The sequence below is a fragment of the Actinacidiphila sp. bgisy145 genome, assembly GCF_057708125.1.
On the sequence record NZ_JBYIRL010000009.1, the window covers coordinates 100,093 to 120,360 of the forward strand.

The window sequence follows — 20,268 nt, forward strand, 5'->3', positions numbered from 1 at the left end:
GTAAGGCGCCTCGCTGCCGTACCGGGGCGCGGCTCACTGCGGTGTGCCGCAACCGGACCCGGCGCGGGCCCGGTTGCCGGCTACCCCTTCTCCGTGACGCCCGCGGCGTCGAACGTGGCGACCTCGTGCATGGCCCGCGCAGCGCTCTGCACCAGCGGGAGCGCGAGCAGCGCCCCCGTGCCCTCGCCGAGCCGCAGGTCCAGGTCGACCAGCGGCCGCAGCCCGAGCGTGGTGAGCGCGGCGACGTGCCCGGGCTCGGCGCTGCGGTGCCCGGCGATGCAGGCGGCCAGCACCTCCGGGGCGATCGCGCGGGCGACCAGGGCGGCGGCGCCGGCGCTGACGCCGTCGAGCACGACCGGGGTGCGCAGCGCTGCGGCCCCGAGCATCAGCCCCACCATCGCGGCGTGTTCGAGCCCGCCGATCGCGGTGAGGACGCCGATCGGGTCGTCGGGCTCGGGCCGGTGGAGTTCGAGCGCGCGCCGGACGACGTCGATCTTGCGGGCGTGCATCTCGTCGTTGATGCCGGTGCCGCGGCCGGTGACCTCGGCGGGGTCGGCGCCGGTGTAGACGGCGACGATCGCCGCGGACGACGTCGTGTTGGCGATGCCCATCTCACCGGTGAGGAGCGCCTTGTTGCCCGCGGAGACCAGGTCGCGCGCGGTCTCGATGCCGACCTCGATCGCCTTGAGGACGTCCTCGCGGCTCATGGCGGGCCCGGCGGTGAAGTCCGCGGTGCCCGGGCGCACCTTGCGCGGCAGCAGCCCCGGGGTGGCGGGCAGTTCGGCGGCCACCCCGACGTCGATGACGCAGACCTCGGCGCCGACCTGGTTGGCGAACGCGTTGCAGACCGCGCCGCCGCCGAGGATGTTGGCCACCATCTGGCCGGTGACCTCCTGCGGCCAGGCGGTGACGCCCTGGGCGTGCACGCCGTGGTCCCCGGCGAACACCGCGACCGCGGCCGGCTCGGGGATCGGCGGCGGGCACTGCCGGGACAGCCCGCTGAGCTGCGCGGAGATGATCTCCAGCATGCCCAGCGCACCGGCCGGCTTGGTCATCCGCTTCTGCCGCTCCCACGCCTCGCCGAGCGCCTTGGCGTCCAGCGGGCGGATGCCCCGCAGGGTCTCCTCCAGCAGGTCGTGCGGCTCCTCGCCGGGCAGCGCGCGGTTGCCGTACTCCTCGTCGTGGACGACCCAGGACAGCGGGCGGCGCTGCGACCAGCCCGCCTGCATCAGCTCGGGGTCCTCGGGGAACTCGTCGACGTACCCGACGCACAGGTAGGCGACGACCTCCAGGTGCTCGGGCAGGCCGAGTTCGGCGACCATCTGGCGCTCGTCGAAGAAGCTGACCCAGCCGACGCCGATCCCCTCCGCGCGGGCGGCGATCCACAGGTTCTCCACGGCGAGCGCGGAGGAGTACGGCGCCATCTGCGGCTGGGTGTGCCGGCCGAGGGTGTGCCGGCCGCCCCGGGTCGGGTCCGCGGTGACCACGATGTTCACCGGGGTGTCGAGGATCGCCTCGATCTTCAGCTCGCGGAACTGCCGGGCCCGCGCCTTGGGCAGCGACTTGGCGTACGCGTCGCGCTGCGCCATCGCCAGTTCGTGCATCTTCTCGCGGGTCTTCTGCGAGCGGATCACCACGAAGTCCCACGGCTGGGAGTGGCCGACGCTCGGCGCGGTGTGCGCCGCCTCCAGCACCCGCAGCAGCACGTCGTGCGGGATCGGGTCGGGGCGGAAGCCGTTGCGGATGTCGCGCCGCTCGCGGATCACCCGGTGCACGGCGTCGCGCACGGCCGGCTCGTAGGGTTCCGCGGCCGGCTTCCTCGCCGCCGCGGGCTGCGCGGCGGCCGGCTGCTCCTGCTGCTCGGGCTCCTCGTGGTCCGAGGCGTCCTGCTCCTGCTCCTGCTGTGCCGCTTCCTGGTCTTCCTGGTCTTCCGGCACTTCCGACGGTGCCGCGTCGGCTGCCTCGTCCGGCGCTGCGGCGGGCTGGTCCGCGGGCGCTTCGGCGACGGGCTGCTCGGCCGCGGGCTCGGCCGCCGCTACGGCAACGGGCTCGGTCTCGGGCTCGGGCGCCGCGGGCTGCTGGGCCGGCTGGGCGGCCCGGCGCTTGCCGCGGCGCCCGCGGGCGGCGGGGACCGGTTCGGCGGGTGCCTGCTCCGGCGCGGCGGCCTCGGCCTGGGGTTCGACGGGGGCCGGGGCCTCCGCGACTTCCGCCGGTACAGGGGCCGGTACGGCTTCGGGCGCGACGTCGGCCGCTGCCGCCACGACGGGCTCGGGCGCCTGCTCCGGCGCCTGCTCCGGGGCCGCCTCGGGTTCGGCCGGCTCCGGCTGGGCCGGTGCCTGCGGCGGCTGGAGCACCGTGAACCCGGCGCCCTGGGACGCCTCGGGACCGCTGCCCTGCGGGGGCACGACCGGTTCGGGCGCGGCCACTTGCTCCGCGGGGACGGGAGCGGGGGCCGGCGCGGGGGCGGGCGCCGCCGCCTCGGGCGGTACGGCCGCGGCCTGGGCGACCGGCGCTGCCGCCTGGGGTGGCACCTGCTCGCTCACCTGCGGCTGGACCTCGGCCGGAGCGTCGGGTCGGCCCTCGGGCCGCGGTGCGGCCGGGGGCTGGGCCTGCGGTGCGGCCTCGGCCTGCGGCTGGGCGGGCGCGGCGGCCACCGGCTCCGGCTCGACCGGCACCTCGGGCCGCGCCACGTCCGCCGGCGCCGCCTCGGCCTGCTGAACCTGCTCCTGCTGGACGGGCTGGACCTGCTGAACCTGCTCCTGCTGGACCGGCTGAACCTGCTCCTGCGGCACCTCGGGCGCTTCCACGGCGCCGGCTGCTTCGGGCGCCTGCGCTGCCGCCGGGGGCACCGGTGCGGCCTGCTCGGCCGGGCGCGGCACGCTGTCCGCGTGCGGGATCAGCGACTGCTGCGAGGCACCGCCGGGCGCGGCGGGCCACGGGTTGCCCGGGGTGACGACCGCGGCCGCGTCGGGCTCGCCGGTCTGCTGGGCCGGGATGGCGTTCAGGTCGTCGCGCGGCACGTCGAGGTACTCCGGTCCCGACGTCGCGGGGCCGGGCACCGTGACCGCGGGGCCGCGGTCGGCCAGGGACCGTACGGAGACGCCGCCGCTGGGGGTGTCGGTCACGGGCGGGCCCATGTGCAGGGGGCGGCGGGGCGGGGCGGGCTGCTGGAGCGCGGGCGCCGGCTCGGCCGGTGCCGTCCACCCGGGAGCGGCGGGCTGCGGCTGCGGCGCGGCCGCAGTGTCGGCGGCGTCGGCCTGCGCGACCGGGTACGCGGCCGCGTCCGGCACCGCGCCGGGCTGCGGCGCCTGCACCGGCTGGTCCTGCACCGGCTGGTCCGGCAGCGGCTGCGGCTGCCCGGGCTGGAGTTGGGTCGGGTCCTGCTGGGGTTGCTGCGGCTGCTGGGCGACGAACACCTGCGCGCCCTGGCCGATCACCGGCTGCGCCACCGTCTCCAACGGCACCTCGAGCGGCACCTCCACGGAGATCGGCCGGTCCGCCGCGGGCTGCTGCAAGGACACCGGCTGCTGCACGGCGTGCGCGACCTGCGGAACCTGCTGCTGCACCGGCGCGGGCGCGGGCGGCGGCACCGGCTGCGGGTCGCTCCAGGAGCCCTGCGTCCCGGGCATCAGCAGCACGTCGTCCTCGTCGTCGAGCCCCTCACCGGGCGGCGCCGGGTGGTCGAGGTAGGCGTATCCGGGCGCGGGCTGCTCGCCCGCGGGTGCGGCGGCCCAATCGGCCTGCTGCGGCGCGCCGTTGCCGGGGAAGGCCGTGTGCGGCGGGAGAAGCGCTTCGGCGCCTGTGTCCGCGCCAGCGTTCTCCGGCAGCCCCTCGCCGGGGATCTGACCGGTGTCCGTCATGCGTGCCCCTCGCCCATCGGTTTCGCTCCTTCCAGCCGCTGCGCCCTGCATGACCCGACCCCCTACGACGTCTAACGAGCGGGTCCGGCATGCGGCACGTCGGACCCGGCCCCCCGGAGCGCCGGGTGACCCGTCAACGTGTGATGACGGCACAACAGTCGGTCAGCCTACCCCGGGTCCGACCGCGTTCAGGCCCTTGGTCCGCACGGCGGGACGTATCTCACACCGACCTGCAAAGTACCGCTGCCACCAGCGGAAACGTGCAGCGCACCCGTCCCGTTGGCCTTCCGGGGAAGGCAACGGCGGGGCCTTGTCAGGGGAGTCGGGCGATCACCGCGGCGGGGCCCGCGGTCAGCGCCGGGAGCCACACAGCGCGAAGTTCACCGCTCGCTCACGCTCGGCCCAGTCGCTGTCCAGTTCGACCGTCTGGAGCACGGAGCGCTCGACGTCGTAACCGCCGTCGGTCAGCGCCCGGGTGATCGCCTCGGCCTCGTCCCGGTTGCCTGCGGCGGCGACGATCCGGGCCGGCCGCCGGGCCGCGCAGGCGGCGGCCACCGCCGGGTCCGCGGTGCCGAGCCGGACGACGTCCGGCTCGGGCAGGTCGTCCAGCGCGGCCGGCGCAGTGCCCTGGACCACCTGGATTTGGACGCCCACGCGGCGCGCCGTCGCGGTGATCCAGTCGCACGCGTCGGCGTCCTGGTCCACCGCGATGACCGCGGCGCCAAAACCGGCCGCCTCCACCGCGACGGACCCGTCGGCGGCGCCGATGTCCCAGACCAGGTCCCCGGACCGGGGGCCGAGCCGGGCGAGTTGGAAGGCCCGCAGCTGCGCCGGGAGCCGGCCGCCGTACTCCGCCGCGGGCAGCGCCCAGCCGCGCGTGTCGCCGGGGAAGCCCGGGTCGCGCCCGGCGATCCAGCTGCCGCCGGAGTGGGTGACGGGGGCGCCGAGCGCGGCGATGCCCTGGCCGCGGGAGCCGAGCCCGCCGACGACCAGCACCACGTTCGGGTCGCGCCATATGTGGTCGGCGACCTTGTCGGAGGTGAGGACCGTCACCTCTTCCCGCTCGGTGCCCAACTCCTCGCAGATCACAAAGGTGCGGTGGACTCCGGTGAGCAGCAGGGCGAGTTCGGCGGGTCCGGCGCCCGGCGCGGTGAGCACGGCGACCTTGGTGTTGGCGCGGCAGACGTTGACCGCCCGGCGCAGGGTGCGGGTGGTGGCGACCACCACGCGGGCGTCGTCCCAGGGCATGCCCGCCCTGGCGAAGGCCCGGGCGACCGCCGACACGGCCGGTACGACCTCGACCTCCAGGCCGAGTTCGGGGGCCCGCAGCGCACGCACCACCCCGAAGAAGCCGGGGTCGCCGTCGGCGAGGACCACCGCGGTGCCGCGGTGTCCGGCGATCCGCCGTGCCGCGATGTCGATGCTGCCCAGCACGATCTGCTCGGCGCCCTTGGGGACGTCCGACAGCGCGAGGTGGTGGCGGGTGCCGGCCACGAGGGTGGCCGCGTCGAGCGCTGCCCGGGCGGCCCCGGGCAGCGGAGTGCCGTCCCATCCGATCACGGTGACCCTGTCGGCCATCGCCACCCGCCTCCAAGCCGTCATGAGGGTCCCCGGAAAACTCTAACCCGGGCCCTGACCGCCCGGGGCGGTCCGTTCTTCCGCGGTGGGAACCGCGGGGTGTTCAGCGCCAGTCGGCGTAGCTCAGCTCGTCGGGGCGGACCTCGTCGCCCGGGGTGCCGGGCTCCTCCAGGTCCTCCCGCAGCAGGCTCCACACGAGCAGGTCGGTGCGGACCTCGTCCCACGCCCCGGCCGGGTCGGCGTCGGGGCGGGCCCGGACGATCCCGGCGCTGCGCAGCACTCCTTCGCTGACGCACCCGATCTTCTGCGCGACCTGCTGGGAGGCGGTGTTGTCGGCCGCGGTGCGCAGCTCGACGCGTTCGAAGCCCTGGTCGCGGAAGAGCCAGCGGCACATGGTGAGGACGGACTCGCAGGCGTAGCCCTCGCCGCGGGCCCAGCTGGCGGTGAGGTAGCCGGCCTCGGTGCCGCGGATGCGCCAGTCGGTGTTCTGGAGGGTGACGGTGCCGACCAGGCGCTGGGTGAGCATCTCGGTGACGGCGAGCACGAGTCCGCGGCCCTGCACGCGTTCGGCGGGGGCGCTCCGGGTGACGAACTCCAGGGCGTCGGCCGCGGTGTAGGGCTGGGGCACGTTCGTCCACGCCGCGATCAGCTCGTCGTTCATCATCTCCACGAGTGCGGGGATGTCGTCCTCGTCGTACGGGCGCAGCACCAGCCGGTCCGTACTGAGTGAGATGTCCGGAAAGGTGGAGGTCATTCGTGCTCCGTAACCAGGGCATGGGTGGATGGCACAGCATGCAGCATCACGCCCGGCGGGCGCCGGGCAGGGTCCGCGCGGCGGGCCCGGCGCGGCGGGCCGGGGGTGAACTGGCTTCCAGGGTAGGGGGGATGGGCGGGTAGAAGGGGTGTCTCGCCGTTCGGTCGGGGTATCCGTGAACGTCATCCGATCCTGCTACCGTCAGCCCGCGTGAGAGTGCACCACGCAGCAGGAGTCGGCTATCAGCGGGCCGCGGGGGTCTATGAGCGCTCCCGGCCCTCCTATCCGCTCGCGGCGCTCGCGGACCTCGCGGACGCGCTGCCGCTGGAGCGGGGCCGTACGGTGGTCGACCTGGGGGCCGGCACCGGCAAGTTCACCAGGCTGCTGGCGCTGACCGGGGCCGAGGTGCTCGCGGTGGAGCCGGTCGCGGAGATGCGTGAGCGGCTGGCGGAGCTGCTGCCGGGGGTGGCGGTGTCGGCGGGGACCGCGGAGGACACCGGGCTGCGCGGGGGCTGCGCGGACGCGGTGGTGGCGGCGCAGTCCTGGCACTGGTTCGAGGCGGACCGGGCGCTGGCGGAGGTGGAGCGGCTGCTGCGGCCGGGCGGCGCGCTGGTGCTGGTGTGGAACACCTACGACACGTCGGTGCCGTGGGTGCGGGACTACCAGGACATCTACTTCCGGCTGGCGCCGAGCGACCTGCCCAGTCCGCCGCTGGCCGCGGGCCCCGGGCCGCACGCGCCGGGCGAGCTGGCCCGCGCCTGGCGGGAGACGTTCGCCGCGCGGGCGGGCTGGGGGGTGATCGAGGAGCGGCACTGGCCGAACCCGCACTCGACGACGGTCGCCGACGTGGTGGACCGGATGATGTCCTCCAGCCACATAGCCGTGCTCGGTCCGGACCGGCAGGAGCGGGTGCGGGCGGAGCTGGAGGAGGTGCTCGGCTCGCATGACGCGACGCGGGGCAGCGGGGCGATCGAGATGCCGTACACCACGGACGTGTACTGGGTGCGGCACGGCTGAGCGGCACGACCGCGCGGCAAGGGCGGTGCGGTGCGGTGGCCCGGCGGTCGGGGGGACCTCGCGCCCGTAATACAGTCGTCGCATGCTCGATGGGGTCATCTGGACGGTCGCGGTGCTGGCGCTGCTGCTCGCGGCGTGGTGCGGGTGGGCCGCGTACCGCGACTCGGCGACGAAGGACTGGCACTTCGCCGGGATGGCGGTGGTCACCCTCGCGGTGCTGGTGCAGCTCGTGGTCGCGGTGGTCCAGCTCACCCGGGGCGACCGGCCGGCGCACGGCCTGGCGGTGTTCGTGCCGTACCTGGCCGGCGCGGTGTGCGTGGTGCCGGCGGCGGCGTTCATGTCGCTCGCGGAGCGCACCCGTTGGGGCTCGGCGATCGTGGCCGCCGGCGGGGTGGTGCTGGCGGTGCTGGAGCTGCGGTTGGACCAGATCTGGGGAGCGGGACATGGCTGAGAGCGGGAGCACCACAGTGGAAGGCGGCAGCGACGTGACGTCACCCCATCCGGCGGCGGCCAGGGCGAGGATCGGCACGGGCCCGGGCCGGCTGCTGCTGTCGGTCTACGCGGTCTTCACGGTGGCCGCGCTGTCCCGTTCGATCGTGCAGCTCAGCACGAAGTACCACGAGGCGCCGCTGGCGTACGTCCTGTCCGGCGTCGCCGGGATCGTCTACGCGGTGATCACCGTCGCGCTGTGGCGGGGCGGTGACGCGGCCCGCCGGGTGGCGCTGGCCTCCTGCTCGGCGGAGCTGGTCGGCGTGGTCACGGTCGGCATCCTGACCGTCGTCGACTCCTCGGCCTTCCCCGACGCGACGGTGTGGTCGGACTTCGGCGTCGGCTACGTCTTCCTGCCGGTGGTGCTGCCGGTCGCCGGTCTGCTGTGGCTGCGCCGCTCCGCCCGGCAGGACGCGGAGGCGGCGCCGACCGACGCGGGCGACGGCGAGTGATCCGGGGGACCGCAGCGCGATGGCCCGCGAACCGGACGGTTCGCGGGCCGTCGCGCGGTACGGGTCAGGCCGTGGCCGCGTAGCTCCCGGCGGGGGCCGGCGGGCGGGCCGCGGACTTCTCCATGTGCACCAGGCTGAGCCGGCGGTTGACCGGCTCCGCGGCGCCCACCTGCTCGTAACCGAGCTTGCGGTACATCCGCTGCTGGACCTGGCTGCGGTGCCCGGTGAAGAGGCGGTAGCGCTTGGCCTCGGCTTCGGCGGCGAGGCGGTCTTCGAGTGCGGCGAGCAGGCGCCCGCCGAGCCCGTGCCGTTGCAGGCGCGGGTGGACGATCAGCTTGCCGATACGGGCGGTGCCGTCGTCGTCGACGGCGCCGCGGACGGAACCGACGACCTCCTCGCCGAGCCGCGCCACGAGGACGGTGCTCCCGGCGAGTTCGGCGCGCAGTTCCTCGAGGGTCTGGGTGAGCGGCTCGATCGTGTAGTCGCCGTACAGCTCTGCTTCGCCCTGATAGCACAGGTACTGGAGTTTCAGGATCTTCTCGGCGTCGCCGCTGTTCGCCGTAGAGATGGTCACGCTCATGCCCATGTCGCGCGGGCCTCCCCTTCGAAATCCGTCCGGGCGGGATTGAGGGTGTGGTGCACGCCCGGAACGTGTGCCTGTGCGGAGTTGATACGAATGTGCGCTCGATGTCGCCTCCGCTGGCGCCGATGATCGCACAGACGAACCGGTCGGGTACCGCTGCCGCGGTCTCCGGCACAGCGCCGCCGAGACGTGCCGCGAGCACGTCCGGACGTCGGCTGTTTACCGTGCATTACCCCGTCCCACCGGGGATTCAACCCTCCGATTCACGACCGGAACGGGCGAGTTCGCGCCCCGTGCGGGCGACCTGGGCGGCACCGGCCTGTGATATTCCCAACTCCCCTGCCGCGCGGGGCCGGTCGGCCGTGCGGCGGCGCCGTCCCCGGCACCCGGTGCGGCCTGCGCGGACGTCTGTTCCCCGGTGCGTGAACCCGGCGTGCGCGGGCGGGGGCCGCGCAAGTATCGTCGGGGGCCTACGGGCCGGTAGGGTCGGTCCGCAGGTTGACGTCCGTACGAGCCCGGAGGGGTCCGTTGTCCCGCATGTCCCGCAGCGTGCTGAAGGCGATCCTGCTGGTGCTGATGCGTGTGCTGTACCGCCCGGTCGTGGAGGGCGTGGAGCACATCCCGTCCGAGGGCGCGGTGATCCTGGCGGGCAACCACGTCACCTTCATCGACTCCCTGTTCCTGTCGCTGGTGGTGGACCGGCAGGTCTACTTCATCGGCAAGGACGAGTACGTCACCGGCAAGGGGCTCAAGGGCCGCCTGATGGCCTGGTTCTTCACCACCTGCGGCATGATCCCGGTGGACCGCGACGGCGGCCACGGCGGGGTGGCGGCGCTGATGACCGGGCGCCGGGTACTGGAGGAGGGCAAGATCTTCGGGATCTACCCCGAGGGCACCCGCTCCCCCGACGGCCGGCTCTACCGCGGCCGCACCGGCATCGCCCGGCTGGCGCTGATGACCGGCGCCCCCGTGGTCCCGTTCGCGATGATCGGCACCGACAAGGTGCAGCCCGGCGGCACCGGGATGCCCCGCATCGCCCCGGTGAAGGTCCGCTTCGGCACCCCGCTGGACTTCTCCCGCTACGACGGCATGGACCGCGACCGCTACGTGCTGCGCGCCGTCACCGACGAGGTGATGTCCGAGGTGATGCACCTCGGCGGCCAGGAGTACGTCGACATCTACGCGACCAAGGCGAAGGCGGCGTAGGAACAGGCTGAAACGGCTGGGGGCGGGCAGTCTTCGTGCCCGCCCCCAGCCGTTCGTGCGGCGGCCCGGCTTACGCGGAGGGCCCGGCAGCGGCGCTCTGTTTGGCCGTCGCCCAGGCGTGCTGGGTGGCGAGGTCCGCCTTGACCTCGGCGAGTTGGACGGCGACGGCCGACGGCGCGGTGCCGCCGCGGCCGTTGCGTGCGGCGAGGGCGCCGGGCACGTTGAGCACCTCACGCACCTGCGGGGCCAGGTGCGGGGAGATCTTCGCGAACTGCTCGTCGGTGAGCTGGTCGAGCTCGATGCCCTCGGCCTCGCACACCTTGACGCACTCCCCGGCCACCTCGTGCGCGACCCGGAACGGCACGCCCTGCCGGACCAGCCACTCGGCGATGTCGGTGGCCAGCGAGAAACCGGCCGGGGCCAGCGCCGCCATCCGCTCCTCGTGCACCGTGAGGGTGGCCATCATGCCGGTGAACGCCGGGAGCAGCACCTCCAGTTGGTCGCAGGAGTCGAAGACCGGCTCCTTGTCCTCCTGGAGGTCCCGGTTGTAGGCCAGCGGCAGCGCCTTGAGGGTGGCCATCAGCCCGGTGAGGTTGCCGATCAGCCGGCCGGACTTGCCCCGGGCCAGCTCGGCGATGTCCGGGTTCTTCTTCTGCGGCATGATCGAGGAGCCGGTGGAGAAGGCGTCGTGCAGGGTGACGAAGGAGAACTCCTTCGTGTTCCAGATGATGATCTCCTCGGCGATCCGGGAGACGTTGATCCCGATCATCGCGGTGATGAACGCGAACTCCGCGACGAAGTCCCGCGAGGCGGTGCCGTCGATGGAGTTGCCGGCGCTGCCGTGCTCGAAGCCGAGGTCGCGGGCGACCGCCTCCGGGTCCAGGCCGAGCGAGGAGCCGGCGAGCGCGCCCGAGCCGTACGGCGAGACCGCGGTGCGCTCGTCCCACTGCCGCAGCCGCTCCGCGTCCCGGGACAGCGCCTGCGCGTGGGCGAGCACGTGGTGGGCGAAGAGCACCGGCTGCGCGTGCTGGAGGTGGGTGCGGCCGGGCATCGCCGCGTCCGGGTGCGCCTCCGCGAGGCCGACCAGCGCGTCCTGGAGGTCGGCGACCAGACCGCCGATGATCCGGGCGTGGTCGCGCAGGTACATCCGGAAGAGCGTGGCGACCTGGTCGTTCCGCGACCTCCCGGCCCGCAGCTTCCCGCCGAGATCCGGGCCGACCCGCTCCAGCAGGCCCCGCTCCAGCGCGGTGTGCACGTCCTCGTCGGCGATCGTCCCGCGGAACGTGCCCGCGGCCACGTCCGCCTCCAGCGCGTCCAGCCCGGCGATCATCCGGTCCAGCTCGTCCGCGGTCAGCAGCTCGGCCCGGTACAGCACCCGCGCGTGCGCGCGAGACCCCGCGATGTCGTACGGCGCGAGCCGGAAGTCGAAGTGCACGGACGCCGACAGCTTCTCCAACGCGGCGGACGGCCCGTCGGCGAACCGCCCGCCCCACAGCTTCAGATCCTGGCCGCCGGCCGCGTTCTTCTCAGCACTCATGAGCATAATTATGCACTCCCCCGCATGATTCACCAAAGCCCCAGCTCGTCAAAGGTGAGAGCCGCACATACCAAGGGGCGCGAGGAACTGCGCGAGCAACCGGCCACCGGGCGGCAGCCGGCTACGAAACCGCAACCACGACGGCGCTACGCCTCCCCCTGCGCAAGCCTCAGCAAGTGATCCGCCAGCTTCTGCCCCCCGGAGGGGTCCCGCGAGATCAGCACCACCGTGTCATCCCCGGCGATCGTCCCGAGGATGTCGTACACCTCGGCCTGGTCCATCGCCGACGCGAGGAACTGCGCCGCCCCCGGCGGCGTCCGCACCACCACGAGGTTCGCCGAAGCCTCCGCGGAGATCAGCAGCTCCGCGGCGAGCCGCCGCATCCGCTCCTCCTTGACCGACTCCCCCAGCGGCGCCTGCGGCGTGCGGAACCCCCCTTCCGAGGGCACCGCGTAGATCAACTCCCCGTCGTTCGTACGGATCTTGACCGCGCCGAGTTCGTCGAGGTCCCGGCTGAGCGTCGCCTGGGTGACGCTCAGCCCGTCGTCGGCGAGCAGCTTCGCCAGTTGGCTCTGGGAGCGCACCGGCTGCCGCCCCAGCAGGTCGACGATCCTGCGGTGGCGGGCGGTACGGGTCTGCGGGACGGCCTGTCCCGCGCCATGCGCATGCTGCTCGGTCATCGTGTACGGATCTCCGTCATTCTCCTGATCGGCCCGCCTGAGCGGCCTGGTGCACCTCATCGAGCACACCGGGCAGCACCCGGAGGAACGCGTCGGTCTCCGCGTCGCCCACGACCAGCGGCGGGGCGAGGCGCACCACCCCGGGGACGGCCGCGTTCACCAGGAGCCCGGCCTGCTGCGCCGCGCGCTCGACCTTGGCGGCCAGCGGCTCGGTGAGCACGATACCGATCAACAGCCCGGAACCGCGCACGTGATCGACGAGCGGGTGGTTCAGCGCGGCCACGCCCTGCCGCAGTTTCTCGCCCTGCCGCTTGACGTTGTCGAGCAGGTCCTCGGCCGCGATGGTGTCCAGGACGGCCAGCGCGGCGGCGCAGGCGACCGGGTTGCCGCCGAAGGTGGTGCCGTGACTGCCGGGGGTGATCAGCTCCGCGGCCTCGCCGAACGCGATCGCCGCACCGAGCGGCAGGCCGCCGCCCAGGCCCTTGGCCAGGGTCATCACGTCGGGCTCGACGCCCTGTGCCTGGCACTCGAACCAGTGGCCGGTCCGGCCGACGCCGGTCTGCACCTCGTCGAGGACCAGGAGGGTGCCGGTGGCCGCGGTGATCTCCCGGGCCGCCCGCAGATAACCGGCCGGGGGCACCACGACGCCGTACTCGCCGAGGATCGGTTCGAGGATCACCATCGCGGTGTCGGTGGTGACCGCGGCGCGCAGCGCGGCCTCGTCGCCGTACGGGACGTGGGTGACGTCGCCGGGCAGCGGCTCGAACGCGGCGCGCTTGGCGGGCTGGCCGGTGAGCGCCAGGGAGCCCATGGTGCGGCCGTGGAAGGCGCCCTGGGCGGCGACGACATGGGTGCGGCCGGTGAGCCGGCCGATCTTGAAGGCCGCCTCGTTGGCCTCGGCGCCGGAGTTGGCGAAGAAGACCCGGCCCGGGCGGCCGGCCAGCTCGATCAGCCGCTCGGCCAGTGCGACGGTCGGCTCGGCCAGGAAGAGGTTGGAGATGTGGCCGAGCGAGCCGATCTGCCGGGTGACGGCCTCGACGACGGCCGGGTGGGCGGTGCCCAGGGCGTTGGTGGCGATGCCGCCGACGAAGTCGAGGTACTCGTTGCCCTCGGCGTCCCAGAAGCGGGCGCCCTCGCCGCGGGCCAGCGGCAGCCGGGGGACGCCGTAGCTGTTCATCATCGCGCCCTGCCAGCGCTGGGCCAGCTCCTCGTTGGCGGTCACCGTGCTCCCCCTTCTGCGGACGGGTCCGCGGTCGTCGTGTGGTCGGCGACAAGGGCGCCGGGCGGCGCCGGGTCCTGCGCCGGGTCCGGGTCGGGCACGACCATCGTGCCGATGCCCTCGTCGGTGAAGATCTCCAGCAGGATCGAGTGCGGCACCCGGCCGTCGATGACGCGGGCGGTGCTCACCCCGTGGCGTACGGCGTGCAGGCAGCCCTCCATCTTGGGCACCATCCCGCTGGACAGGTCCGGCAGCAGCATCTCCAGCTCGCTGGCGGTCAGCCGGCTGATCACGTCGTCGCTGTGCGGCCAGTCCTCGTACAGGCCCTCGACGTCGGTGAGCACCATCAGCGTCTCGGCGCCGAGGGCCGCGGCCAGCGCGGCGGCGGCGGTGTCGGCGTTGACGTTGTAGATGTGGCCGTCGTCGGCGGAGCGGGCGATCGAGGAGACCACCGGGATACGGCCGTCGGCGAGCAGCGCCTCGATGGCGCCGGTGTCGATCGCGGTGATCTCGCCGACCCGGCCGATGTCCACCGTCTCGCCGTCGATCGTCGGGCGGTGCTTGACGGCGCTGATGGTGTGGGCGTCCTCGCCGGTCAGGCCGACCGCGAGCGGGCCGTGCCGGTTGAGCAGGCCGACCAGTTCGCGCTGCACCTGGCCGGCGAGCACCATCCGGACCACGTCCATCGCCTCGGGCGTGGTGACCCGCAGGCCCGCCTTGAACTCACTGACCAGGCCGTGCCGGTCGAGCTGGGCGCTGATCTGCGGGCCGCCGCCGTGCACGACGACCGGCTTGAGCCCGGCGTGCCGCAGGAACACCACGTCCTGCGCGAACGCGGCCTTCAGCGCGTCGTCGACCATGGCGTTGCCGCCGAACTTCACCACCACGGTCCGGCCGTGGTGCCGGGTCAGCCAGGGCAGCGCCTCGATCAGGACCTGCGCCTTGGGCAGCGCGGTGTGCTTGCGCGGGGTTCCCCCGGGGCGGGGGTCGGTGGTGGTCATGAGCTGTACGCGCTGTTCTCGTGGACGTAGTCGGCGGTGAGGTCGTTGGTCCAGATCACGGCGGACGCGTCGCCGGCGCCGAGGTCGGCGGTGATGACGACCTCGCGGAAGCGCATGTCGACCAGGTCGCGGTCCTCGCCGACCGAGCCGGCCCGGCAGACCCACACGCCGTTGATCGCCACGTCGAGCGCGTCGGGGTCGAAGGCGGCGGAGGTGGTGCCGATCGCGGACAGCACCCGGCCCCAGTTGGGGTCCTCGCCGTGCACGGCGCACTTCAGGAGGTTGTTGCGGGCGATGGAGCGGCCCACCTCGACGGCGTCGTCCTCGGTCGCGGCGTGCACCACCTCGATCCGGATGTCCTTGCTCGCGCCCTCGGCGTCGCCGATGAGCTGCCGGGCGAGGTCGGCGCAGACCGCGCGGACGGTCTCGGCGAGCTCCTCGTACTCCGGGGTGACGCCGGAGGCGCCCGAGGCGAGCAGCAGCACCGTGTCGTTGGTGGACATGCAGCCGTCGGAGTCGATCCGGTCGAAGGTCAGCCGGGTGGCGTCCCGCAGCGCCTTGTCCAAGGTGCCCGGGTCGGCGTCGGCGTCGGTGGTGAGGACCACGAGCATGGTGGCCAGGCCCGGGGCGAGCATGCCCGCGCCCTTGGCCATGCCGCCGACGGTGAAGCCGGACGGGCCGGTGGCCACGGCGGTCTTGTGCACGCTGTCGGTGGTCTTGATGGCGATGGCGGCCTTCTCGCCGCCGTGCTCGGACAGCGCGGCGGCGGCCGTGCCGATGCCCGCCAGCAGCTTGTCCATCGGCAGCCGCAAGCCGATCAGGCCGGTCGAGGCGACCGCGACCTCGCCCGCGCTGTGGCCCAGCACCTCCGCGACCCGCTCGGCGGTCGCGTGCGTGTCCTGGAAGCCCTTGGGGCCGGTGCAGGCGTTGGCGCCGCCGGAGTTGAGCACCACGGCGGTCACCTCGCCGCCCTTGAGCACCTGCTCCGACCACAGCACCGGTGCGGCCTTCACCCGGTTCGACGTGAAGACGCCCGCGGCGGCCCGGCGCGGCCCGGCGTTGACCACCAGGGCCAGGTCCGGGTTGCCGTTCTCCTTGATCCCGGCGGCAACCCCCGCCGCCGTGAACCCCTTAGCTGCCGTCACGCTCAAGGCGCCACTCCGATCATGGAAAGTCCCGTCGCCTCCGGGAGCCCGAGGGCGATGTTCATGCTCTGTACGGCGCCGCCCGCGGTGCCCTTCGCGAGGTTGTCGATCGCGCTGATCGCGATGACGCGCCCGGCGTCCGGGTCGTGGGCGACCTGGACGTGTGCGGCGTTGGAGCCGTAGACCGAGGCGGTCGCCGGCCACTGGCCCTCGGGCAGCAGGTGGACGAACGGCTCGTCGGCGTACGCCTTCTCGTACGCGGCGCGCACGTCGGCCGCGCCGACGCCCGGGAGCGCCGCCGCGGAGCAGGTCGCGAGGATGCCGCGGGGCATGGGCGCGAGGGTGGGCGTGAAGGACACGCTCACCCGCTGCCCGGCGACCGCGCTGAGGTTCTGGATCATCTCGGGGGTGTGCCGGTGGCCGCCGCCGACGCCGTAGGGCGTCATGGACCCCATCACCTCGGAGCCGAGCAGGTGCGGCTTGGGCGCCTTGCCCGCGCCGGACGTGCCGGACGCGGCGACGACCACCGCCTCGGGCGCCACCAGGCCGGCCACGTAGGCCGGGAAGAGGGCGAGCGAGACGGCCGTCGGATAGCAGCCGGGCACCGCGACGCGCTTGGACCCCTCCAGCGCGGCGCGGCCACCCGGCAGTTCGGGCAGCCCGTACGGCCAGCTGCCCGCGTGCTCCGACCCGTAGAACCGCTCCCAGTCGGCGGCGTCCCGGAGCCGGAAGTCGGCGCCCATGTCGATCACGAGCACATCCTCGCCCAGCTGCTCGGCGACCGCCGCGGACTGGCCGTGCGGCAGCGCGAGGAAGACCACGTCGTGGCCGGCGAGCACCTGCGCGGAGGTCTCCGCGAGCACCCGGTCGGCCAGCGGCACCAGGTGCGGCTGGAGCGCGCCCAGCCGCTGCCCGGCGTTGCTGTTGCCGGTCAGCGCCCCGATCTCGACCTCGGGGTGCCCGACGAGCAGTCTGAGCACCTCTCCGCCGGCGTATCCGCTGGCCCCGGCCACCGCCACCCGTACCGTCATGGCTCCTCCTTCGACGGCATGACTATACGGGCGGGTGCACTTTTATGCAATGAGCCGAACGGGGGTCACCCGCGGGCGCACCCCGGGGCGGGGTCAGCCGGCGGCGAGGCGGGCCACCAGCAGGCCGACGCGGCGGTCGGCCTCGGTCGCAGGCAGGCGCCCCTCGCGGGTGAGGGTGGCCAGGCCGTGCAGGGCCGCCCAGAACAGCTCGGTGAACAGTCCGGGGTCGGCGTCCCCGGCGACCGGGCCGAGGGTTTCGAGCAGGGCGGCGAAGGCGTCCTTGAGCGACGCCGGGGTGTCCTCGCGCGCGAACGCCAGACCGCCGTCGAGCCGGAACAGCGCGTCGTAGACCGCCGGGTTGCGCGCCGCGAAGTCGAGGTAGGCCCGGGCGAGTGCCGCGACCCGGTCGCGCGGCCCGGGCACGGCCGAGACCGCGGAGCGCAGCGCGGCGGCCAGCTCGGCGGCCCCTTCGACGGCCACGGCGCCGATGATCTCGCGCTTGCCCCGGAAGTGGCTGTAGAGGACGGGCTGGCTGTACTCGATCCGCTCGGCGAGCCGGCGGGTGGTGACCGCGTCCCAGCCCTGCCGCTCGGCGATCTCGCGGGCCGTCGCCACGATCAGCCGCTCGCGGTCCGCCCGCTCGCGCTCCTTGCGTTCCTGTACCGACATGAGTCGATCCTAGCACCGCTAGACAACCGAGCGGCAGCAGGTCTAGCGTTGGCCCTAGTCCTAGCAACGCTAGATTCCAGAAGGGGTCACCCATGCTCAACGCACTCGAGGTCGTCACCACCGTGGTCGTCGGCGTGATGGTGGGGGTGGAGTTCTCGGTCGCCTTCGTCGTCAACCCGATCCTCGGCGCGCTGCCCGTCGACAGCTACCAACTCGGCCGCGCCCACGGGGGCCGGATGCTCGGCGCGGTGATGCCGTTCTGGTACATCGGCTCACTCGTCCTCGTCGCGCTCTGGGCGGCGGCGGGCCGGCACCACCAGGGGGCCGGGCTCGTCGTCACCGCCGGCGCGCTGCTGGTCACCAGCGTGGTCATGTCGCTGCTGCTGCTCGTCCCGATCAACAACCGCACCAAGGCGTGGACCCCCGAGAATCGGCCCGCGGACTGGCGGGAGCAGATGGACCGCTGGGACCGCTTCCACTACGTCCGCGTCGCCGTGATCGTCGCGGCCTTCGCGGCGCTGGCCGCCGCTCTGGTCTGAGGCAGGGGCCGGGGCAGGGCGGGACGGACGGGGCCGGGGCCGGGCGGTGTCCGGTTGTCCACAGGAATCCGGGGGCTTGTTCGAGGAGAGGACGGCGACGGGATATCTTGATATCAAGCAATGTTGGAGACTGGACGGAGAGCAAGCGGTGGCTGACTCGACCATCATCTACACGCACACCGACGAGGCCCCGGCCCTGGCCACGTACTCGTTCCTGCCCGTGATCCAGGCGTACGCCTCGACCGCCGGGGTCACGGTCGAGAGCCGGGACATCTCGCTGGCGGGCCGGATCATCGCCGGCTTCCCGGAGTACCTGGAGGAGGGCCAGCGGATCGACGACGCGCTGGCCGAGCTGGGTGAGCTGGCGCAGCGGCCCGAGGCGAACATCATCAAGCTGCCGAACATCTCCGCGTCGATCCCGCAGCTCAAGGCGGCCGTCGCCGAGCTGCGCGAGCAGGGCTACGCACTGCCGGACTACCCGGACGACCCGAAGACCGACGAGGAGCGCGACATCCGCGCCCGGTACGACAAGGTCAAGGGCAGCGCGGTCAACCCGGTGCTGCGCGAGGGCAACTCCGACCGCCGCGCGGCCGCCGCGGTGAAGAACTACGCCAAGGCCCACCCGCACCGCATGGGCGCCTGGTCGGCGGACTCGAAGACGAACGTGGCCACGATGGGCGCCGACGACTTCCGCTCCACCGAGAAGTCCGCGGTCATCGCCGCCGACGGCAGCCTGCGCATCGAGCTGCACGGCGACGACGGCAGCACCAGCGTGCTGCGCGAGTCGGTGCCGGTGCTGGCCGGCGAGGTCGTGGACGCGTCGGTGCTGCGGGTCGGCGCGCTGCGCGAGTTCCTCACCGCGCAGGTCGCCCGGGCCAAGGCCGAGGGCGTGCTGTTCTCGGTGCACCTGAAGGCGACCATGATGAAGGTCTCCGACCCGATCATCTTCGGCCACGCGGTGCGCGCGTTCTTCCCGAACACCTTCGCGGAGTACGGCGCGGTGTTCGCCGCCGCCGGCCTGACGCCGAACGACGGCCTCGGCGCGATCCTGGCCGGCGCGGAGAAGCTGCCGGAGGGCGAGGCGATCAAGGCGTCCTTCGCCGCGGAGCTGGCCGCGGGCCCGGCGCTGGCGATGGTCGACTCCGACCGCGGCATCACCAACCTGCACGTGCCCAGCGACGTCATCGTGGACGCCTCGATGCCCGCGATGATCCGCACCTCCGGCCACATGTGGGGTCCGGACGGCAAGGAGGCCGACACCCTGGCGGTGCTGCCCGACAGCAGCTACGCGGGCGTCTACCAGGTCGTGCTCGACGACTGCCGGGCGCACGGCGCCTTCGACCCGGCCACCATGGGCTCGGTGCCGAACGTCGGCCTGATGGCCCAGAAGGCCGAGGAGTACGGCAGCCACGACAAGACCTTCGAGATCGCCGCCACCGGCACCGTCCGGGTGGTCGACGGCAGCGGTGCGGTCGTGCTGGAGCAGGCCGTCTCGGCCGGCGACATCTTCCGGATGTGCCAGACCAAGGACCTGCCGATCCGCGACTGGGTCAAGCTCGCCGTCACCCGCGCCCGCGCCACCGGCGACCCGGCTGTCTTCTGGCTGGACGCCGAGCGCGCCCACGACGCGGCGCTGATCGCCAAGGTCGAGGCGTACCTGCCGGAGCACGACACCGAGGGCCTGGACATCCGGGTGCTCTCCCCGGTCGAGGCGACGAAGCTGTCCCTGGAGCGCATCCGCCGCGGCGAGAACACCATCTCCGTCACCGGCAACGTGCTGCGCGACTACCTGACCGACCTCTTCCCGATCCTGGAGCTGGGCACCAGCGCCAAGATGCTGTCGGTGGTGCCGCTGATCAACGGCGGCGGGCTGTTCGAGACCGGCGCCGGCGGCTCCGCGCCCAAGCACGTGCAGCAGCTGGTCAAGGAGGACTACCTGCGCTGGGACAGCCTCGGCGAGTTCCTGGCGCTCGCGGTGAGCTTCGAGCACCTCGCGCAGACCACCGGGAACACGCGGGCGCAGATCCTGGCCGACACCCTCGACCGCGCCACCGGCACGTTCCTCAACGAGGACAAGTCGCCGTCCCGGCGGGTCGGCGGGATCGACAACCGCGGCAGCCACTTCTACCTGGCGCTGTACTGGGCGCAGGAGCTGGCCGCGCAGTCCGACGACACGCAGCTCGCGGAGGCGTTCGCTCCGCTGGCGAAGACCCTCGCGGAGCAGGAGGAGGCGATCGTCGCCGAACTGATCGCCGTCCAGGGCTCGCCGGCGGACATCGGCGGGTACTACCAGCCCGACCCGGCGAAGGCGACGGCGGTCATGCGGCCGTCGGCGATCTTCAACGCCGCGGTGGCGTCGCTGGGTTGATCGGCGGACGGGGCGCCCTCCTGTACGAGGGCGCCCCGCCGTGCGGGTCCCGCCGTGTGGGCCCCCGCTGTGCGGCCTCCCCGCTGTGAAGGCGTCCGCCAGGGAGCGCTTCGTGCCGGGAGCGGGTGCGTGCGTGCCCC

Annotated in this window: 17 protein-coding genes; 6 read left to right on the forward strand and 11 right to left on the reverse strand. The window is 73.7% G+C overall.

The genetic code is table 11. The annotated features are described in order from the left end of the window. Positions 1–80: 80 nt before the first annotated feature. The 3 genes from cobT to AC3ERT_RS10555 all read right to left on the reverse strand — a co-directional run bounded on the left by cobT (position 81) and on the right by AC3ERT_RS10555 (position 6,192). Entirely contained in the window at positions 81–3,860 is a 3,780-nt protein-coding gene (cobT, locus tag AC3ERT_RS10545; RefSeq protein WP_435173739.1) for a nicotinate-nucleotide--dimethylbenzimidazole phosphoribosyltransferase, read from the reverse strand. A gap of 351 nt (positions 3,861–4,211) precedes the next feature. Continuing rightward, a complete protein-coding gene (gene cbiE / locus AC3ERT_RS10550) occupies positions 4,212–5,438 on the reverse strand; it encodes a precorrin-6y C5,15-methyltransferase (decarboxylating) subunit CbiE (protein WP_435173741.1) in 1,227 nt (408 codons plus the stop codon). Positions 5,439–5,541: 103 nt separating this feature from the next. After that, positions 5,542–6,192, reverse strand: a complete 651-nt coding sequence (locus AC3ERT_RS10555; protein ID WP_335975585.1) for a GNAT family N-acetyltransferase — start codon at positions 6,190–6,192, stop codon at positions 5,542–5,544. A 210-nt stretch (positions 6,193–6,402) separates the two neighbouring features. On the opposite strand from AC3ERT_RS10555, the gene AC3ERT_RS10560 reads away from it, so the two are divergent. The 3 genes from AC3ERT_RS10560 (at position 6,403) to AC3ERT_RS10570 (ending at position 8,150) form a co-directional block, all read left to right on the forward strand. Further along, the gene (locus AC3ERT_RS10560; protein WP_335975579.1) at positions 6,403–7,209 is read left to right on the forward strand and encodes a class I SAM-dependent methyltransferase; all 807 of its coding nucleotides are present in this window, start codon (positions 6,403–6,405) and stop codon (positions 7,207–7,209) included. 82 nt (positions 7,210–7,291) lie between these two features. After that, positions 7,292–7,660: a hypothetical protein gene (locus AC3ERT_RS10565; RefSeq protein WP_435128244.1), complete on the forward strand. Its 369-nt coding sequence runs from the start codon at positions 7,292–7,294 to the stop codon at positions 7,658–7,660. Then, positions 7,653–8,150, forward strand: coding sequence for a hypothetical protein (locus tag AC3ERT_RS10570; protein WP_335975570.1), 498 nt, complete (start codon positions 7,653–7,655; stop codon positions 8,148–8,150). The genes AC3ERT_RS10565 and AC3ERT_RS10570 overlap by 8 nt, the downstream gene beginning before the upstream one ends. Before the next feature lie 64 nt (positions 8,151–8,214). Here AC3ERT_RS10570 and AC3ERT_RS10575 read toward each other — a convergent pair whose 3' ends face one another. Continuing rightward, positions 8,215–8,736: a GNAT family N-acetyltransferase gene (locus tag AC3ERT_RS10575; RefSeq protein ID WP_335975565.1), complete on the reverse strand. Its 522-nt coding sequence runs from the start codon at positions 8,734–8,736 to the stop codon at positions 8,215–8,217. Positions 8,737–9,270: 534 nt separating this feature from the next. Here AC3ERT_RS10575 and AC3ERT_RS10580 point away from each other — a divergent pair. Beyond that, positions 9,271–9,939, forward strand: a complete 669-nt coding sequence (locus AC3ERT_RS10580) for a lysophospholipid acyltransferase family protein (protein WP_435173743.1) — start codon at positions 9,271–9,273, stop codon at positions 9,937–9,939. Positions 9,940–10,009: 70 nt separating this feature from the next. Here the strand turns inward: AC3ERT_RS10580 and argH are convergent, their stop codons facing one another. The 7 genes from argH to AC3ERT_RS10615 all read right to left on the reverse strand — a co-directional run bounded on the left by argH (position 10,010) and on the right by AC3ERT_RS10615 (position 17,221). Next, a complete protein-coding gene (gene argH, locus AC3ERT_RS10585; protein WP_335975554.1) occupies positions 10,010–11,476 on the reverse strand; it encodes an argininosuccinate lyase in 1,467 nt (488 codons plus the stop codon). Positions 11,477–11,622: 146 nt separating this feature from the next. Beyond that, the gene (locus tag AC3ERT_RS10590) at positions 11,623–12,156 is read right to left on the reverse strand and encodes an arginine repressor (RefSeq protein WP_335975549.1); all 534 of its coding nucleotides are present in this window, start codon (positions 12,154–12,156) and stop codon (positions 11,623–11,625) included. 16 nt (positions 12,157–12,172) lie between these two features. Next, a complete protein-coding gene (locus tag AC3ERT_RS10595; protein ID WP_435173827.1) occupies positions 12,173–13,336 on the reverse strand; it encodes an acetylornithine transaminase in 1,164 nt (387 codons plus the stop codon). Positions 13,337–13,374: 38 nt separating this feature from the next. Continuing rightward, positions 13,375–14,376 (reverse strand): acetylglutamate kinase, encoded by a 1,002-nt coding sequence (argB, locus tag AC3ERT_RS10600; protein ID WP_335975547.1) that lies wholly within the window; start codon positions 14,374–14,376, stop codon positions 13,375–13,377. Further along, complete coding sequence (gene argJ, locus AC3ERT_RS10605) at positions 14,373–15,527, reverse strand: bifunctional glutamate N-acetyltransferase/amino-acid acetyltransferase ArgJ (protein ID WP_435136038.1); 1,155 nt, start codon at positions 15,525–15,527, stop codon at positions 14,373–14,375. Before argJ ends, argB begins: the two co-directional genes overlap by 4 nt. Then, a complete protein-coding gene (argC, locus tag AC3ERT_RS10610; RefSeq protein ID WP_435173744.1) occupies positions 15,524–16,552 on the reverse strand; it encodes an N-acetyl-gamma-glutamyl-phosphate reductase in 1,029 nt (342 codons plus the stop codon). Before argC ends, argJ begins: the two co-directional genes overlap by 4 nt. Before the next feature lie 93 nt (positions 16,553–16,645). Beyond that, positions 16,646–17,221, reverse strand: coding sequence for a TetR/AcrR family transcriptional regulator (locus tag AC3ERT_RS10615; protein WP_435136042.1), 576 nt, complete (start codon positions 17,219–17,221; stop codon positions 16,646–16,648). Between the two features lie 92 nt (positions 17,222–17,313). Between AC3ERT_RS10615 and AC3ERT_RS10620 the strand changes: the two genes are divergently transcribed. Both AC3ERT_RS10620 and AC3ERT_RS10625 read left to right on the forward strand, forming a co-directional pair. Next, a complete protein-coding gene (locus AC3ERT_RS10620) occupies positions 17,314–17,760 on the forward strand; it encodes an anthrone oxygenase family protein (protein WP_435136044.1) in 447 nt (148 codons plus the stop codon). 148 nt (positions 17,761–17,908) lie between these two features. After that, positions 17,909–20,128, forward strand: a complete 2,220-nt coding sequence (locus tag AC3ERT_RS10625) for an NADP-dependent isocitrate dehydrogenase (RefSeq protein WP_335975530.1) — start codon at positions 17,909–17,911, stop codon at positions 20,126–20,128. The last annotated feature ends 140 nt before the right edge of the window (positions 20,129–20,268 follow it).